Consider the following 18,275-nt stretch of genomic DNA (forward strand, 5'->3'; position numbering starts at 1 on the left):
CTAGGGATTTTGTGTTGGTGTGGTTACCTCACTAATACCCTAGAATTTAGGGGGTGGCAAGTTTTTTGCTTATAAAGCCCTCTAATATAGGATTCTATAACCTATTTCTATATAAAGTTTTGACAATACGAAAAATCCTTTGGAGGTAAATTTATGAATAGGGTACTATTTTTTGCTTTTGTACTATCATTATCATTGATGCTTGCGGCATGTAACAGCAGCGGAAATAATCAAGCCAGCGACAATGATAAATCAGCTGCAACTGATGGTTTAGATACGAACATTGTAACAATCGCAACAGGAGGAGCAAGTGGTCCTTACAATATTATTGGTTCAACACTTGCCGACCAATATACCAAAACATTTGATGTGAACTCCCGCACTCAAACAACAGGTGCTTCTGTTGAAAATATTAATTTATTAGAACAAGGTAAAGCAGAAATTGCATTTGTCATGAGTGATGCTTTATCCCAAGCTATTAACGGTGAAGTAAGTTTCAATGAGCCAGTGAAAAATATATCTCATGTCGCAACTTTATATCCAAATGTTGTACAAATTATTACAAAAAAAGGATCTGGTATTAATACGATTGAAGATTTAAAAGGTAAACGCGTTGCTGTAGGTGACCAAAATTCAGGGGTTGAAATCAATGCACGTGTGTTATTAAAGGGACATGGCATTACTTACGATGATTTGAAAGTGGATTATTTGGGTTATGCAGAAGCAGCTGATGGATTAAAAGCTGGTACAATTGATGCCGCCTTCTTAACAAGTGGTCTTCCTAATGCTTCAGTATTAGAATTAGCCGAATCAATCGATTTACAATTAGTTTCAATCAATCCTGACAAAGTTGCAGAAATTGCAAAAGAACATCCGTACTTTGTTGCTTACGACATTCCAGCAGATACTTACGGAAACAAAGAAGCGATTCCTACAGCAGCAGTTCCGAATGCACTAGTAGTTCGTGCAGATATGAGTGAAGATGATGTATATAAATTAACAAAACAATTCTTCGAAAGTTTGCCAACATTACAAAATGCTCACCAAGCAGCAAATAATATCACATTAGAAGGTGCACAACAAAATATTGTTGCACCGCTTCACCCAGGTGCTAAACGCTTCTATGATGAACAACGTCAGTAAAACACTTCTCATGGGAGGTACGGGTTTTCTCGTCCTCCTTTTCTTATCCCACTTGATCAAGTTTCCTCTCTTAACTTTTGAAATTAAGGACCACCTACTTTGGTCAACCAATAAACATTTCGCAATCAAATGGATTCATTCTGTAGAAAAGGAAGAATGGGTGGAGTTCTATGAAATAAAAGAAGACGCTTTGTTATTAACAAAAACAAAATTTAAAACTTTCGGTGCCGGGGTTCCAAGCACCTCAAAAGAGAGTAAACAAGCAGCATTAATAGATGGATTTGTAGAATTGGAAATTAATCGTTCCTTTCCATCCATTCAACTAGTCGTATCTGAAAATGTAAAGAGTACCTTAATTATCGATGATAAAGAAATTTTATTATATGAACTGGCGGGAGACTACGAACCCGTAACAATTTCCATACAAACAATTTCTCTTTGGGACATGTTATTGAAGGGGGAATGTCTATGACACAAACAATCAAAGAACCAGTCATTTCAGAAAATATTTCGGACGAAAAAATACAAGAGGTTTTGGAAAAATACGATGCCGATTCGAAAGTGAGAAAATACAATTCAAAAAAATTAATTATTTTTGTTAGTATTCTTGGCATTTTATATTCATTATTTCATTTGTATACAACTTTCAACCCGCTCCCTACACTTCTCATGCGATCCATTCACTTATTATTTGCGATGGGACTTGTTTTCCTCCTTTATCCTACATACGGAAAACAAGGACGAGATAAAATTCCAGTTTACGATTGGCTCTTGTTTGGTTTATGTCTTGTTTCTTGCGGCTATCTATTTATGGAATACGAAGAAATTATGACTGCTAGAGGAGGCATTCCAAATACATTCGATATCGCAGTCGCCATTATGACTGTTTTATTGGTACTTGAAACTGCAAGACGTGTAACAGGTTGGATTTTACCGCTGTTAGCACTGGCATTTTTAAGTTATCCATTCTTCAGTCATCAAGCTTGGCTGCCTCGTATCATGATGACACGTCCCTTTGATTTGGGAGACATTTTTGGGCAATTGTACTTAAAAACGGAAGGATTATTTTCTACTGCAATTGGTGCCTCTGTGCAATATATTTTCCTTTTTATTTTATTTGGTTCATTTTTAGCCAAATCTGGAATGGGACAGTTTTTCAACGACTTGGCTCTTGCTCTTGCAGGACATAGACAAGGTGGTCCTGCAAAAGTTGCAGTAATTTCGAGCGCCTTTATGGGAAGTATCAATGGTTCTGCGGTTGCCAATGTCGTTGGAACAGGCGCATTTACTATACCATTAATGAAAAAAATCGGTTACGAGAAAAACTTTGCAGGTGCCGTTGAAGCCAGCGCTTCGATTGGAGGGCAAATTTTGCCTCCAGTAATGGGAGCCAGTGCATTTATTATGGCGGAGACCACAGGAATCAGCTATGGCACAATCGCCCTTGCGGCAATTATACCAGCGCTTTTATACTTCTTAGGTGTTATTATGCAAGTTCACTTCCGGGCCGGTCGTTCCAATTTAAAAGGGATTCCAAAACCTGATTTACCACGGGTAAAGGAAGTATTTAAAGAAGGCGGACATTTAATCCTTCCTCTTATCGGGCTTATAGTATTACTCGGTTCAGGTATGCCTGTTGCCCATGCTGCCTTTTGGACAATTATCATGACAATCGTTGTCTCTGCCCTTCGCAAAAATACACGAATGTCCTTTAAAGACATTTTGCTTGCTCTCGAAGACGGGACACGCCAGTCATTATCGACAGTTATAGCATGTGGTGTAGTTGGAATTATTATTGGGGTAGTCAACTTGACTAGTTTCGGTGCTACGTTAACATCTGCGATTACAACTCTTGGAGGCAATAGTTTATTTTTAACATTATTCTTAACGATGATTGCTTCGATTATCTTGGGAATGGGCTTACCAAGTATTCCTGCTTATATTATTACTGCAACGATGGTTGCACCTGCATTAGCGGATTTTGGAGTACCAGTTTTAGTTGCACATATGTTTGTTTTCTACTTTGGTATTTTCGCAAACATCACACCTCCTGTGGCACTGGCTTCCTTTGCTGGAGCAGGTCTTTCAGGTGGAAGCCCAATGAAGACCGGTTTTATTTCCGTACGTCTAGCACTTGCAGGCTTCATCGTTCCGTATATTTTTGTCTATGCACCAGAGATGTTATTAATCGATCCAACAGGTCTTCCAATGAATGCAACAGAATTTCCATTTGCTTCTCCACTTGATATTATTAAGGTGACGGTTTCTTCCATAATAGGTGTAATAGGCATTGGGGCTGCGATTGAAGGGTACTTTAAAACTAATCTCAACATAGTCCTTCGTCTTGTACTCACTGTAGGATCATTGTTATTAATTATTCCTGAATTTTACACAGATATAATTGGTATAATCACTGTGTTAGGAATCTTCTCATTTAATACACTTCTAGCAAAAAAACAACTTAAAAATGCATAATCGAGTAGGAGGGAGTGATTAGCTCCCGTCCTCTCACACCACCGTACGTACGGTTCCGTATACGGCGGTTCAATTAAGATAATTGACGCAAGTTTTCATAACTTCCGTGAATAGCTGTTCTCTTTATGCCAGTGGTCACTCCACCCTCCAAGAGGACTCCCACGGGATTCACCGCTTCCTTCCTCAAGTGAGGTACTATGTTTTCTGTGTTCATCATGACTCACTGAATGCCAAGGGCTATTCTCTCTTAATTGTTCGGTCCTTCTTAGTAGTTCTAAACCAACTAATACTATGACCTCTGCTGACTTCTGACGGTTCAGCTACTTATCACTAAGTAGGTTATGAAGCGAACTTCACCTATCCGCCAGACCTCCCCGGGTAAGTACATGCACTTTCACACCATCTATCCGCCTCATTTACTCGATATGACCTTCGACAGAAAGAGCTTTGTTTTGTTTCGCAAACTCACTCAATCATACCTAGCCTTATATGAGGTTCGTGTTCCTCGGACCGGTGTTTTGCCTCCAGCTTCCTTCAGATTCCGCGTCACCACGGACACCCTTGCTCTTGGCTAACCTCTACTTCTGTCTTCGGGGTTCGGGACTTACACCCTATAGTTCATGTACATGCCGGGCGCACGAAAAAGGCTGTCTAGTACATTCTCTAGACAGCCTTTCAACCATTATTAGTTAAAATACAAATTCATATCATTTGCTTTCTGGGCAAGTCGTACTGCAGATGTAACAAATTCAGCATATGTGACAGGTCGTTTTGGTTCAAATAGGTTATTTTCTGCAGGAATTAATCCAAGAGAATTGGCTAACGATACATAGCCAATATAATGACTATTTACTAAATCCACATCTTTCACATTGCTTTTATATATTTCTGAATGCTTCGCAGCTTCTTCTAATCCTAATGCTCTAATGTACCAAACAGCTAATTGTTCTCTCGTAATGTTTGTATCTGGGTTAAAGCCTTTATTTTTCGGATCAAGAATGCCCATAGAAACAGCTTTTTCTACGATATGGAAATACGGATGATCTGGTCCAATATTTTCGTATGTTTGTTTTTTCATTTCTTCGCTATTGTAATAATAGTCTTCATAGAAGTAAGTTAAAGATTTAACTAAACCTTTTAATACTTCTCCTTTCGTAATTGGAGCATCCGCATTAAAGCTATCAATATCCCCTATTTCTAAATAGCCGTTCTCAATAAAGAAATTCAATTCTTTTTCCGCAGTTGGATGAGAAACCTTTTGCTCTTCACTTATTTCTGGATTTTGCAAATAGCTCGAAGTTTTCCATTCCCCACTTATCGCATCTAAATAACTATAAATATTTCCATTATAAATTGGCGAGTACACTAAAGCATAATGAGGATTTTCATCTGGTTGTATATAGCTAAGCTCCACATCTGTACTGTTCATTATAATATTTTTTGCTTCTTCTGCTGAAATTGCATTATTTATTGCCGGCCATTCACTGTTTTCATGATATCCGACATGTAAATTAATCAATTCACCAGTATCACTTATAGCTACATGTAATTCATCGCCAATCACTGGAATTCCATTTACTATTCTTGGGAATGTAAAGAAATACAATCCATTATAATGTTCTAAACTTTGCTCGATTGGTTTTGAATAATGGTGAAGTTTTGATGGTGCATATTGTTTTAAATAGCCAATCGCTTTAGAAAGAGCTTGTTCCTCCGTTATTTTTCTTTGATTTTTTGGCTTTTCTCCAATCTGAGCTAATACGTCAGATTTAATATCATAGTACTCGATTAAATCTCCAGTCTGTTTATCAAATGTAATGTTTGTCCCATATCCACCACGGTCATATTCATAGCTATATGAAACGTAAATAATTTCATTTCCATAATAGTTCTCTGTCTCTTCCACGCTATCAATCGTTAAACGTACTTTATTAGAATTAATCTTTAAAATTTGTTCTGCTAATTGTTTTGCTTGTTCAACAGTCATCCCTTTATATTTTGGTGAAAGGGGTTGATTCGTTAATTGGTCCACATTTTTGTTTTCTGGTGGATTAGATTGAAATTTATTTCCTACCAACCAATTTCCAGTTAAGGCGTGAATTCCCTCTTTAATGGATGGCACATATACTAACTCTGCTTTTTGTTCTCCCGTATAGTAGTTGTAATCTAATTGATATCGTAATTGAACAGATAAATTGTCTTTTATTTTTTTCATTATTTCTTCTTTATTTATTACTTTATTTACATCATCAAATGTTGCTGATAAAAATTCACTGCGATATAAATGAGTTACTTCTCCATTCCCTAAAACTGATATTGAAATTCTTTGATCTGGAATTGCAATACCGTTTTCTGTACGTACAAATGAAAATGAATATTGAACTGGTTCAGTTAATAATTGTTTTGGTCCTGGATAATAATATACATCGTCTTCTTCAGAAAGTTTATATTTTTTGCCTGCTGTAAATTGTTCAATAAATTTTTTTGCAATTTCCTTTGCTTCATCTTTTGATACTTTCGCAGGGAACATAGCATCTTTTGTATCAATTGGATCTAAATATAAAGATTCAATCTCTAAGTTTTCCCCAGCAAAAGTAATATCACCATAAACGTATCGATTGCCGCTTATTTTTTTGTGGAAGCTTAAATTGTAACGAACGGTATTATCATTTGGATAGTGTCCACTTCTTAAATGGAAGTCAGATTCTGATAAAAAATCATATTTATTTGGGAAAACATCTTTAAACTTTTTAATTAATTCGCTTTTTGATACAGTAGTTTCAGTAGATGCAATAAGAATTTCCAATTGTTGAGGTTTTTCATATACGTCCAAAGGCGTTTCAGCTAAAGCTGGTGTTGCAAGTAATCCAACTGACAATGTAGCAGCAGTTGCAATCGTTCCTATTTTTTTAAATTTCACCAATAGTCCTCCTTTTTATTTACTAATTTTAATTTTAAGACATTTCTATATTGGTTTAAATAGGAAATTACCCCTGTATTTAACTCTGAAATTAATACTTCTATAACAAAATTAGCATTTTTTAGTAATTTTAAATTTATCAATTTTACATATTGCTAATAATCCGTACTTTTATGTATTAGAAAAATATATTTGATATGTCATTCTGTGAACAAATTAATGCCCGGCTCGAGCTTACTGATGAAAAAGTTTTCTATATCTCGAGACTCGGGCTAGTTTCCTAAATTTTGAGGATTCTTTTTTATAATCATGCAATTTGTGCAATTCGCTATTAATGAAATCTCCATCAACCGTTTAATAATTGCATTGCCATTTCATCTTTTAACAATATTAAAATTGTCTTGAATTAACAACCAATTTTGAGGAAAAGCAAAGCTTAACTTCCAATAACTAATCCCCCGCAAATTCAACCTTTTCATTAAATTAAACTTCGCTTGAATCGACCTAGCATCTTCAAACCAAACTTCATGATTTTTACCCTCATCATCTACATAATAAAAATAAGGAGCTTGAGCAATTGGGTCAAATTGAATTTCTGCACTATGTTCACGGGCAAGAGTAATCGCTTGTTGAGGGCTTATAGCTCTTGCATATTGTCCTCCTTCAACATAAGGAAGGGTCCAATCGTAACCATATAAATTTTGTCCCATCATAATTTTGCTTGGCGGCATCTCTGTTAAAGCATAGTTTAACACTTTCTCCACTTCACTAATTGGAGATACTGCCATTGGTGGTCCTCCTGAATAGCCCCATTCATAGGTCATTAATACAACAAAGTCCACTATTTCTCCATGTGCACGATAATCATGAGCTTCATACCATTGACCTGTTTGTTCACGGGATAGTTTTGGAGCTAATGCACTGGAAATTAACAATCCTTCCTCATGAAGTCGATCTGCTGCTTTCCTTAAAAAATTATTGTACGCTTCTCTTTGATCTGGAGGCAAAAATTCAAAGTCAAAATGAATGTCTGATACCGTCCCAATACGTTTTGCCTCATCAATAATGTTATCTAGAAGAACATCCTGAACTGCTGAGCTTTGCAATATATCTCTACCAAGTTCCCCACTAAACTGACCATTTTCTAAATTCGTCACAACAAGCATCAAAGAAGCCCCACTATTCTGAGCCACTTCAGGTATTCCCTGTATTGGCATTGGTACGAGACTACCATCTCTTCTTGCTTCATAACTGAATGGCGCTAAGTATGTGAGATAAGTTCCTACTTCACGGGCACTATTCAATAATTGTTCACTAACTGTATCCCCGGATGGTTCAATATAAATATTAACTTCTGCTCTCGTTTTCGCCCTCGGTGGAATATATAATCTTAGTCCTGGCAGCAATGGCTGATTGGGATTTAGTCCGTTAATTTGTGCAAGGGTGAGATAGTTCATTCCAAAACGCTGTGCAATGGTAAATAACGTATCCCCCGGCTGAACCCAGTAAAAACTTCCAACAATCGGAATCACAATTGCTTGCCCCACCACTAATTCATTTGGTAATTCAATTTGATTCGTTTGGATGATTGTTTGAGGATTGACATTGTAGCTTTGCGCAATCTCCCAAATCGTTTCTCCCGGCCGAACAACGTGTATTTGAATGGTGCATCCTCCTTTTCGCACTTATGACAATCAATAGATTTTATGATGTGTTTTGAAAGAAAATAACAATTGTAATTGATAAACATTCTAAGGAGTTTATATGGAGGTTTGAATGTGAATAGAGCATTTCTTGTGAGAAGATTCCCTTGAATCGTGCGGATAACGCCTGAACTTGTGCAGTTAATTCTTCTACTTGTGCAGTTAATTCTTCAGCTTGTGCAGATAGATCTCCAGCTTGTGTAGATAATTCCTCTACTCGTGCGGATAAATCTCCAGCTTGTGCAGATAATTCTTCTACTCGTGCGGATAAATCTTCAGCTTGTGTAGATAATTCCTCTACTCGTGCGGATAAATCTTCAGCTTGTGTAGATAATTCTTCTACTCGTGAGGATAACTCCCCAGCTTGTGTAGATAATTTCTCTACTCGTGCGGATAAATCTTCAGCTTGTGTAGATAATTCCTCTACTCGTGCGGATAAATCTTCAGCTTGTGTAGATAATTCCTCTACTCGTGCGGATAAATCTTCAGCTTGTGTAGATAATTCTTCTACTCGTGAGGATAACTCCCCAGCTTGTGTAGATAATTTCTCTACTCGTGCGGATAAATCTCTAGCTTTTGTAGATAATCTCTCAACTTATGTAGATAGCCCCCCCTTCCAGTTATTCTTCTCCATCAAACAATTAAGGCTATCTAGAAATTTCTAGATAGCCTCCAAAAATTTACTTTTCCTTTCATTTATCGAATACAAATTCATTACTAATGTAACAGATTGTGTTCATATAAGTAATCGTACGAAATATCAACAAATAAATATTCATTATCAGCTAATGCCATGGAGAACGTACGAGTTAATTCGCCGGTTTTGATGTCACTATATATATTTGAAAGTTCACCTTTCACATCATCTTTTAATTTGATGATATTTAAGAGAAAGTAAGGTCGCCAACTCCAATTTTTACCGATAGCTTCTTTTTCCACTATCCAATTTCCATTTCTACGCACGATATTTGGGGATATTTGAAATCCTTCTTCATTGCAAATATAAAATCGGAAAGCATATTTTGTTAATTTGTTTGCTAATGCTAAGAGTGACTCCTCATCATGACTTTGTAGTTTTGATTGATCAACAATTGTAGCAATATCCTTTTTCAATTTTTTCATTTCTTCATATTTTAATTCCAACTGCTTTCTTTCAGTTGCAATAAATTGTTTACAATCATTGCGGAATCGCTCTTTTAATGAGTCTTTCGGATTTAAATGTGTAGAAGGTTTCTGTAAATATTCTCCTTTAAAATATCGAGCACCATGCTTCCAAGCGTGATGTAATTGATAATCCGTTTTTATATCATTAAACATTAAAGCGGCACCCATTTTGATTGCCAAACTTTGAATCGTTGTAAACACATGACTTTGGGATCCCCAAGCATTGTAATTCAATTGATTAATGTTGATTTTTAATACAGTTGGCTCCAACATTAGTATTTGATCCAACTTGCTTTCTTTACCAATTTCGTCTAAAGCGATTTTGACACCAAACGTTTTCATATACCGAATTGGATGCTGTAATTCATCTGCTTCCCCTTCATATTTATGCGCTGGAATTACTAGAAATATTTTGGATAATAACGATTCACCAATTGTTTGTTTTATTGCTTGAAAATAAGCATCTCCAACATCTGTCATAAACAAATTTGGATTACATGGTAAATAAACATAGAAATCATTCAACGAATCCTTTACTTCTGTAACAGCTTTTTTTATGAGAGTAAGTTCTGCTTCTTTCCGCAAATCTTCGAGTATCGTTGAATCATAAGTTAAATTAACAATATCGATTGTTTTATCATTTATTGAAAGCTTTCCAGAAACTTCATAAGCAACAATCGAATGCGAATCCGCACTAAAAATTGGCTCATAAAACACTTCTATTTCATTTATTCTATCTAAAATATCTAGTACTTCCATAAGAAACCTCCACACACAAATTATGTTCAAACTTGCTATGCTAACTGTATTATACATGAAATAATGCATTAAAAAGCAACTTAAATAGAACATTCATTTCTAATATTCATATAACTGAAAAAAGAGCTACTTCCCCTTTCCCTAATTCTAAACATTCCTCAAATTTTATTTAATATCATTTCAAATCAGACCATTAATTATTATAAAATAATTTTATAATAAAATAAATCACTCAACTTTCGCAGAGTAATATCTTATTGCAACTCTTGATATGACTGTTTTATATCGTCTTTCATTATTTCTCTTGTTTTTTATTGATTTTATTTTTTTAAAAGAAAAAGACACCTATCTTTTGGTAAAATTATGGTGAACAAACCAAATACCAAAGAAGGTGTCACCATTATGATAACGAAAAAAGATACTTTTGCACAACTACCAAAAGAACTTGAACGAAGATTTTCTGAATTAAATATAGGCAAACATTTGAGAAAAGCGAGAATTACTAAGGGATTTGGTTATTCATGCTTATCTATTTTCCGTCTTATTTTTTTGCTTGTTTTCCAATATAAAAATTGGTTTCAAGCACTTCAAAGTAAGAAAGCCGTGGACTTACCTAAAAAAGATACGATCTACCGTTTTCTAAATTCATCTACTTATGCTTGGCGAACTTTTTTACTTTCCTTATGTCAAGATCTTACTGGACGTATAAAAAAGCTTACATCAAACAACAGAGTGAAGGTGTTTATTGTTGATGATTCACTCTTTTCACGCAACCGAAGCAAGTCTGTTGAACTTCTTTCACGAGTATTTGATCATACAGAGAAACGATTCTATAAGGGGTTTCAGTTGCTTACTCTTGGTTGGTCTGATGGATATTCTTTTCTACCTGTAGACTTTGCTTTATTGAGTTCAGCGAAAAAGGAAAATCAACTTAACGGGGTCGATGAATCCATTGATAAACGCACTTCCGGCTACAAGCGTCGTCTTGAAGCACAACAAGATAAGCCAAGCGTTGTCTCTGCTTTATTGGATCATGCCTTAAATGCAGGAATTACAGCTGATTATGTGTTAATGGATACTTGGTTTACGCATGAGCCTTTGATTGAAAAAATCACGGATAAAGGTTTATTTGTCATTGGTATGGTCAAGCAGCTAAAACAACGTTATTTCATAGATGGTGAAGCCCATACTCTGGATGAACTCTTTAAAAAAGCAAAGCGTACCATGGAAAAGAAAGACCTACTCGGTTCGATCCATGTTCATCTTGCAAAAGGACGACAAGTCAAGATTGTATTCGTGCGTAACCGCAATAAAAAGAGTGAATGGTTAGCCATTTTGAGTACAGATACCACACTTTCAGATGAAGAAATTGTGCGTATTTACGGGATGCGCTGGGACATCGAAACATTTTTCAAGTGTACCAAATCATTGCTTAACCTAGCAAAAGAATTTCAAGGTCGTTCGTATGATCTGTTGATTAGTCATACAACGATTGTGTTTACTCGCTTTATACTCTTAGAGTGGGAGCGTAGACAAAACAACGATCCTAAAACGATTGGAAATCTCTTTTTTCTATTATGTGAAGATGTAAAAGATATGAATCTAGAGAGTGCATTGAATCAATTATTAGCGATCTTCCAAACATTAGCAGAAGCTAATGTTTGTTTGAACATGGAATTATTTAAAAGTAAAGTACAAGAATGGATTGCGTCTTTACCCAATTACATCAAGAGATGTCTGACAATATCTGTGTGCGAAAGTTGAGTAAATCATATAATTCTTATAAATTTTATAAAGAATATTGGAAAATAAAATCACCATTTTTCAATATTGAAAATGGTGGTTTTTGTTCGTTTCATTTTTATTTAATTTGAGGCTGTGTTACACGTTTTAAGAAGAATGATAAAAGTAGTGGAATAAGAGTAGAGCAAGTTGCTACAAAGAATGCTAATTCAATTCCTTCTAAAAGGGCCTGTTGGGTAATGCTTGCCATTACTTCCTCCGAAAATGTGCCAGCTTGCATCGCTTCCGCTGCCATTTTTTCTCCAACGGATGTAGCCTTTGTGTTCATCACCGCAATCAAGACTGCTGTGCCAATGGAACCAGCAATTTGTTGAATGGTGTTATTTGCTGCAGTACCATGTGGATTCAATCGAGGTGCTAGAGAATTTAATCCATTTGTCATGACAGGCATCATCACTAAAGATATCCCGATTGTTCGAACAGTATATACGGAAATGATATAAATAATTGAAGTGTCAATTTCTAAATGAGACAGTAGATATGTTGTAACCGTCATAATACTCATACCAATTATCGCCAATACGCGTGGTCCAAACTTGTCAAACAAGCGACCAGTAATAGGTGACATTGCAGCCATAACAAGCGCTCCCGGTAACATCATTAACCCTGACTCCATCGGTTCGATATGCCGCACACTTTGTAAATAAGCTGGAGTTAAAATCATTCCCCCTGTTAACCCCATTCCAAGCACGGAACTAAAAATTGCGGAAAGGGTATAGGAAGGAGCCTTAAAGATTTCCATACTTAAAAACGGAGATTCAAGTTTTAATTGTCTCAATACAAATAAAACGATGCCAATTATACCAATGATGATGGTTGTAATAATTACAGGGTCGGACCATCCTTTATTACCAGCTGTACTAAATCCGTATAAAAGAGAACCGAACCCAATTGTACTTAACACAATTGAAAAATAATCCAATGATTTTTTTTTCGTTGGTATGACATTCTCTAATTTCCATAAACCTAATAAAACACTAATAACTGCAAAAGGCAAAATCATCGTAAATAGAATTCGCCAATTATAATGTTCTACAATATAGCCCGATAATGTTGGACCGATTGCTGGTGCAGCCATCATAATAAGCCCGAAGAAGCCCATTGCTGTCCCACGTTTTTCAATTGGGAAACTAACTAACATCACATTCATTAAGAGCGGAGCCATAACGGATGAACCTGCAGCTTGAACCATTCTTCCGGCAAGCAATGTTCCAAAGTTAGGAGAGAAGGCTGCAAGTAGCGTACCTAAAGTAAAAATACTAGTAGCCACTACAAATAAAGGTTTTGTGTTAAATCTCGTGATGAAAAAAGCAGAGGCAGGGATTAATACACCGCTAACTAACATATAGCCGTTAGAAAGCCACTGTACAGTTGCATAACTAATTTGAAAATCTTGCATGATGGTAGGTAATGCAACATTCATTAAGGTATTATTTAAAAACGAAATAAAGGCTCCTATAAACAATACAGCGATCATTAAATAAGGAGGCCTTTGTGCTGACAGTTCTTTAGTCATATCTATTCACACTCTCTGTAACAATTTTTAAGCGAAATCTATTCTATACCTACAGTTCAAATTTATCAAGAAAAAAATATTACCTTTTTATTTTACTTTAAATTTAGTAATTTTGAATTTATACTAGCAGTTCAATATTGTTATAGATGAAGATGTAAGCGAATCGAGTAGGAGGGAGCGATTAACTCCCGTCCTCTCACCCCACCGTACGTACGGTTCCGTATACGGCGGTTCAATTAAGATGATTGACGCAAGTCTTTATATAACTTCCGTGAATAGCTGTTCTCTTTATGCCAGTGGTCACTCCACCCTCCAAGAGGTCCCCCACGGGATTCACCGCTTCCTTCCTCAAGTGAGGTACTACGTTTTCTGTGTTCATCATGACTCACTGAATGCCAAGGGCTATTCTCTCTTAATTGTTCGGTCCTTCTTAGTAGTTCTAAACCAACTAATACTATGACCTCTGCTGACTTCTGACGGTTCAGCTACTTATCACTAAGTAGGTTATGAAGCGTACTTCACATATCCGCCAGACCTCCCCGGGTAAGTACATGCACTTTCACACCATCTATCCGCCTCATTTACTCGATATGACCTTCGACAGAAAGAGCTTTGTTTTGTTTTGCAAACTCACTCAATCATACCTAGCCTTATATGAGGTTCGTGTTCCTCGGACCGGTGTTTTGCCTCCAGCTTCCTTCAGATTCCGCGTCACCACGGACACCCTTGCTCTTGGCTAACCTCTACTTCTGTCTTCGGGGTTCGGGACTTACACCCTATAGTTCATGTACATGCCGGGCGCACAAAGAAAAAAGGTTCTTTCCATTGCTTCGGAAAGAACCCTTTTCTATTCAACACTGCCAAAAGGATGGCGTCTTTATTTATAACGTTATTACATCATGCCCATATCTGGCATTCCTGGATTTTGAGCTGGTGGCTCTGGGATATCAGCTACCACTGCTTCAGTTGTTAAGAATAATGCAGCTACACTAGCAGCATTTTGTAATGCTGAACGAGTTACTTTAGCTGGGTCAACAATACCTGCATCAATCATGTTTACCCATTCACCAGTTGCAGCATTGAAACCAACGCCAACTTCTTCACGTTTTAAGCGATCAACAATGATTGATCCTTCTAAACCAGCATTTTCTGCGATTTGACGAACTGGTTCTTCTAGAGCACGTAACACAATTTTCACACCAGTTGCTACATCGCCATCTACTTCATCTAATACTTTTTCTACTGCTTTATAAACATTTACTAATGCAGTACCACCACCTGCAACGATTCCTTCTTCAACCGCTGCACGAGTAGCGTTTAATGCGTCTTCGATGCGAAGTTTACGCTCTTTTAATTCTGTTTCAGTAGCAGCACCTACTTTAATTACTGCTACACCGCCAGCTAATTTTGCTAAGCGTTCTTGTAATTTTTCTTTATCAAATTCTGAAGTTGTTTCTTCAATTTGAGCACGGATTTGATTTACACGTGATTCAATAGCAGCTTGATCTCCAGCACCTTCAACGATAGTAGTGTTTTCTTTATTTACAACTACTTTACCAGCGCGTCCTAAAGATGTGATATCAGCTGTTTTTAAGTCTAAGCCAAGGTCAGAAGTGATAACTTGTCCACCTGTTAAAATGGCAATATCTTCAAGCATTGCTTTACGGCGGTCACCGAATCCAGGTGCTTTTACAGCAACTACTTGGAATGTACCGCGTAATTTGTTCAATACTAATGTTGCAAGAGCTTCACCTTCGATATCTTCAGCGATAATTAATAATGGTTTGCCTTGTTGTACTACTTGCTCTAATAATGGAAGAATATCTTGAATGCTAGAGATTTTCTTATCAGTAATTAAAATGTAAGGATTTTCAAGCACTGCTTCCATTTTATCAGTATCTGTTACCATGTAGTGAGATACGTAACCGCGGTCAAATTGCATACCTTCTACTACATCTAATTCAGTATTGAAACCTTTTGATTCTTCGATTGTGATTACACCGTCAGTTCCAACACGTTCCATCGCTTCAGAGATGAATTTACCTACTTCTTCATCGGCTGCAGAGATAGAAGCAACTTGTGCGATTTCTTCTTTATTTTGAACTTGACGAGAAATGTTTTTCAATTCTTCAATTGCAGCGGCTACTGCTTTATCAATACCTTTGCGAATTCCTACAGGGTTTGCACCGCTTGTTACGTTTTTCAAACCTTCACGAATCATTGCTTGTGCTAAAACTGTTGCAGTTGTTGTACCGTCACCTGCTACTTCGTTTGTTTTAGAAGCAACTTCTGCAACTAATTTTGCACCCATGTTTTCATAAGGATTTTCAAGTTCGATTTCTTTCGCAATTGTTACACCGTCATTAGTAATTAAAGGTGAACCAAATTTCTTTTCAAGTACAACGTTACGACCTTTAGGACCTAATGTTACTTTTACAGCGTTTGCTAATTTATCTACACCTTGTAACATTAACGAACGAGCTTCTTCTGCAAATTTAATATCTTTTGCCATTTTGCCTTACCTCCATTTATTTTTATCTATCGGTAATCAAAATCGGTATAAATACGCCTGACATTTCATACAATGAAAGAGGCGCAATTTTGCTTTCTATATGATTATAAAACAGCTAAAATATCGCTTTCTCTTAAAATTAAATATTCTTTACCTTCATATTTCACTTCTGTTCCGGCATATTTAGAGAAGATAATCACATCGCCTTCTTTTACTTCAGGCTCAACGCGAGTGCCGTTGTCTAATACACGACCAGAACCTACAGCAACCACTTTTCCTTCTTGTGGCTTTTCTTTTGCTGAATCAGGTAGTACAAGTCCAGAAGCAGTTTTTTCTTCTACCTCAACTAATTCGATAATCACGCGATCTCCTAATGGTCTTAGCAAGTGAAACAACCTCCTACATTTCGTATTTTATCTTCCATTATTAGCACTCTTATCACCCGAGTGCTAACAATTATATAATAATGAATCATCCTTTTTTTTGCAAGTGAGAAGTATAAAAAATTTCTTTTCTTTCTATCTTCCTCTACAATAGAATATGATTAGTAAAAACACCATTCCTTAGTTTGGATCGGAAAGATTAATTTTATGATTACATTTTAATGAATTTGCATAAGAAAGAGGGAAATATACGATTGGCTAATTCGCAAAATATTCAAACTCAAAAGACCGCTTTTTATGTATTAATCACTTATATCTGTTTTCAACTTTCTTCTTTTTTACTATGGATTCCCCCGCTAAAAAGTTTCTTTTTAGGCTTTATTGATTTAGAGGGGCGTTCAGCGTATATTGCATTAGCAGGCTGGTGGTCATCCATTACCGCAGGAATAGCATTAATTATTTCTTTTATCTTGATCTCCAAAAATAAAAACTTTTGGAATTGTTTAAAAGGAGAAAAAATGCCATTGTCGGTAGCAATTGGTTGGGGAATTATCGGTTTTTTCATGATTTATTTAGGTCAAGTGATTGGTATTCAAATTGAATCGGCATTAGGCATTGAGCTTGGCTCTGAAAATACTGAAGCCATTATAAACATTACAAAAATCGCACCAATCATGATTCTAGCTTCCGTTATTTTTGGACCAATTTTAGAAGAACTTGTGTTTCGCCGCGTAATATTTGGATCGATTATGCAAGCACAAAATAACTTTTGGTTAGCTGCCTTCATAAGTGCAATCGTCTTTGCGATTATTCATTTAGATTTTAGTCATATCATTCTTTATACCATAACTGGTTTTATTTTTGCCTTCCTATATAATAAGACAAAACGTTTAATCACTCCAATTATCGCGCACATGATGCTAAATGGTTTTGTTACATACTTACAATTGAACATTGAAAAAATTCAACAATTTTTTCATTAAGATAGCCTGCTTTATAAGCATGAATAAAGAAAAAGCCTATTTTCCATGAATTTCATAGAAAATAGGCTTTAATTTTGTTCCTTCATTTGTTCAATTAGACGTCTTTGTTCTGCTAACGCAGCTTCCACTTGTTGTCTTTGTTCCGCTTCCTTTTCTTCTTGCATACGCTGTTCTTCCGCTTTTAAATATTTCTTATATCCGATTTTTGCAATAGCAATGCTAATTTCATACAAAACAAATAACGGAATGGACATTAGAATATATGAAATTAAGTCAGGTGGCGAAATTAATACGGCAATAACAAATAATACAAAGTAAGAATACTTTCTAAACTTTGACATTAAGTTTGGATTCAATACCCCGAGACGGGATAAAAACAATGTAATGACTGGAAGTTGAAATAAAAAGCCAAATGGAATCACTAATTTAAATAAAAAAGAGAAATATTCGTTAATGCCGATTGTTTGCTGAATATCTAACCGCTCCGACAAGTTCATCATGAAATTCATAACGTTTGGGAAAAGAATAAAGTAAGAAAACAATAATCCAACTAAAAACAAAACAAAGGAATACGGTATATATTTTAATGTTGCTTTCCTCTCAGATTCATACAAGCCCGGTGTAATAAATGCCCAAAGTTGGTACAAAATCACCGGAGATGTCAAAATTAATGCTACAAAGAAGGATACTTCTAAATATACAGTAAGCGGGTCGCTTACTTTGAATGCATTTAATGTTAATGCCTCTAATTCTTCATTATCATGCTGAATGAATTTAATGATTGGTTCTGCAACATAGAATCCAGCTATTAATGCGATAACGAAAAAAACAGCACAAATAATTAAGCGCTTTCTTAATTCCTCTATATGTTCTATAATAGGAAGTTCTTTTGGATCCATTTTTCTTTTAGACAT

The 18,275-nt window shown here is 36.0% G+C and carries 14 protein-coding genes; 5 read left to right on the forward strand and 9 right to left on the reverse strand.

Annotated features, from left to right (window positions below; translation table 11 throughout):
- The first annotated feature begins 153 nt into the window (after positions 1-153).
- Genes NST98_RS10985 through NST98_RS10995 form a run of 3 tightly spaced genes read left to right on the forward strand, consistent with a single transcriptional unit; the run spans position 154 to position 3,618 of the window.
- Positions 154-1,143: a TAXI family TRAP transporter solute-binding subunit gene (locus tag NST98_RS10985; RefSeq protein WP_340715122.1), complete on the forward strand. Its 990-nt coding sequence runs from the start codon at positions 154-156 to the stop codon at positions 1,141-1,143.
- Positions 1,124-1,615 (forward strand): DUF1850 domain-containing protein, encoded by a 492-nt coding sequence (locus NST98_RS10990; RefSeq protein WP_340715123.1) that lies wholly within the window; start codon positions 1,124-1,126, stop codon positions 1,613-1,615. Before NST98_RS10985 ends, NST98_RS10990 begins: the two co-directional genes overlap by 20 nt.
- Positions 1,612-3,618, forward strand: coding sequence for a TRAP transporter permease (locus tag NST98_RS10995; RefSeq protein WP_340715124.1), 2,007 nt, complete (start codon positions 1,612-1,614; stop codon positions 3,616-3,618). The genes NST98_RS10990 and NST98_RS10995 overlap by 4 nt, the downstream gene beginning before the upstream one ends.
- Before the next feature lie 73 nt (positions 3,619-3,691).
- Here the strand turns inward: NST98_RS10995 and NST98_RS11000 are convergent, their stop codons facing one another.
- The 4 genes from NST98_RS11000 to NST98_RS11015 form a co-directional block, all read right to left on the reverse strand.
- Positions 3,692-3,835, reverse strand: coding sequence for a hypothetical protein (locus NST98_RS11000; protein WP_340714232.1), 144 nt, complete (start codon positions 3,833-3,835; stop codon positions 3,692-3,694).
- Between the two features lie 468 nt (positions 3,836-4,303).
- The gene (locus NST98_RS11005) at positions 4,304-6,538 is read right to left on the reverse strand and encodes an S-layer homology domain-containing protein (protein ID WP_340715125.1); all 2,235 of its coding nucleotides are present in this window, start codon (positions 6,536-6,538) and stop codon (positions 4,304-4,306) included.
- A 374-nt stretch (positions 6,539-6,912) separates the two neighbouring features.
- Entirely contained in the window at positions 6,913-8,202 is a 1,290-nt protein-coding gene (locus tag NST98_RS11010) for a glycoside hydrolase family 18 protein (protein ID WP_340715726.1), read from the reverse strand.
- A 756-nt stretch (positions 8,203-8,958) separates the two neighbouring features.
- Complete coding sequence (locus NST98_RS11015; RefSeq protein WP_340715126.1) at positions 8,959-10,164, reverse strand: EAL-associated domain-containing protein; 1,206 nt, start codon at positions 10,162-10,164, stop codon at positions 8,959-8,961.
- A 402-nt stretch (positions 10,165-10,566) separates the two neighbouring features.
- Here NST98_RS11015 and NST98_RS11020 point away from each other — a divergent pair, with 402 nt between their 5' ends.
- Positions 10,567-11,928, forward strand: coding sequence for an IS4 family transposase (locus tag NST98_RS11020; RefSeq protein ID WP_096550514.1), 1,362 nt, complete (start codon positions 10,567-10,569; stop codon positions 11,926-11,928).
- A 97-nt stretch (positions 11,929-12,025) separates the two neighbouring features.
- On the opposite strand, the gene NST98_RS11025 is transcribed toward NST98_RS11020, so the two are convergent.
- The 4 genes from NST98_RS11025 to groES form a co-directional block, all read right to left on the reverse strand.
- Positions 12,026-13,483 carry a DHA2 family efflux MFS transporter permease subunit gene (locus tag NST98_RS11025; RefSeq protein WP_340715127.1) on the reverse strand — a complete coding sequence of 486 codons (1,458 nt, stop codon included), beginning with the start codon at positions 13,481-13,483 and terminating at the stop codon, positions 12,026-12,028.
- A gap of 232 nt (positions 13,484-13,715) precedes the next feature.
- Complete coding sequence (locus NST98_RS11030; protein WP_172597782.1) at positions 13,716-13,865, reverse strand: hypothetical protein; 150 nt, start codon at positions 13,863-13,865, stop codon at positions 13,716-13,718.
- 510 nt (positions 13,866-14,375) lie between these two features.
- Positions 14,376-15,995 (reverse strand): chaperonin GroEL, encoded by a 1,620-nt coding sequence (gene groL / locus NST98_RS11035; RefSeq protein WP_016839635.1) that lies wholly within the window; start codon positions 15,993-15,995, stop codon positions 14,376-14,378.
- A gap of 104 nt (positions 15,996-16,099) precedes the next feature.
- Positions 16,100-16,381 (reverse strand): co-chaperone GroES, encoded by a 282-nt coding sequence (groES, locus tag NST98_RS11040; RefSeq protein ID WP_016839634.1) that lies wholly within the window; start codon positions 16,379-16,381, stop codon positions 16,100-16,102.
- A gap of 218 nt (positions 16,382-16,599) precedes the next feature.
- Here groES and NST98_RS11045 point away from each other — a divergent pair, with 218 nt between their 5' ends.
- The gene (locus tag NST98_RS11045) at positions 16,600-17,361 is read left to right on the forward strand and encodes a CPBP family glutamic-type intramembrane protease (RefSeq protein WP_168412398.1); all 762 of its coding nucleotides are present in this window, start codon (positions 16,600-16,602) and stop codon (positions 17,359-17,361) included.
- Between the two features lie 68 nt (positions 17,362-17,429).
- On the opposite strand, the gene tatC is transcribed toward NST98_RS11045, so the two are convergent.
- A complete protein-coding gene (tatC, locus tag NST98_RS11050) occupies positions 17,430-18,260 on the reverse strand; it encodes a twin-arginine translocase subunit TatC (RefSeq protein ID WP_340715727.1) in 831 nt (276 codons plus the stop codon).
- Positions 18,261-18,275 lie beyond the last annotated feature (15 nt).

Origin of the sequence: Ureibacillus sp. FSL W8-0352 (genome assembly GCF_038004345.1) — a bacterium.
Lineage (GTDB): Bacteria > Bacillota > Bacilli > Bacillales_A > Planococcaceae > Ureibacillus > Ureibacillus thermosphaericus.

Coding starts and splice junctions, on each gene's coding strand:
- NST98_RS11030 (WP_172597782.1), bottom strand. CDS start 13,865: ATGATGAACACAGAAAACGTAGTACCTCACTTGAGGAAGGAAGCGGTG.
- groL (WP_016839635.1), bottom strand. CDS start 15,995: ATGGCAAAAGATATTAAATTTGCAGAAGAAGCTCGTTCGTTAATGTTA.
- NST98_RS11000 (WP_340714232.1), bottom strand. CDS start 3,835: ATGATGAACACAGAAAACATAGTACCTCACTTGAGGAAGGAAGCGGTG.
- NST98_RS10990 (WP_340715123.1), top strand. CDS start 1,124: ATGATGAACAACGTCAGTAAAACACTTCTCATGGGAGGTACGGGTTTT.
- NST98_RS11020 (WP_096550514.1), top strand. CDS start 10,567: ATGATAACGAAAAAAGATACTTTTGCACAACTACCAAAAGAACTTGAA.
- tatC (WP_340715727.1), bottom strand. CDS start 18,260: ATGGATCCAAAAGAACTTCCTATTATAGAACATATAGAGGAATTAAGA.
- NST98_RS11015 (WP_340715126.1), bottom strand. CDS start 10,164: ATGGAAGTACTAGATATTTTAGATAGAATAAATGAAATAGAAGTGTTT.
- NST98_RS10985 (WP_340715122.1), top strand. CDS start 154: ATGAATAGGGTACTATTTTTTGCTTTTGTACTATCATTATCATTGATG.
- NST98_RS10995 (WP_340715124.1), top strand. CDS start 1,612: ATGACACAAACAATCAAAGAACCAGTCATTTCAGAAAATATTTCGGAC.
- NST98_RS11045 (WP_168412398.1), top strand. CDS start 16,600: ATGAATTTGCATAAGAAAGAGGGAAATATACGATTGGCTAATTCGCAA.
- NST98_RS11025 (WP_340715127.1), bottom strand. CDS start 13,483: ATGACTAAAGAACTGTCAGCACAAAGGCCTCCTTATTTAATGATCGCT.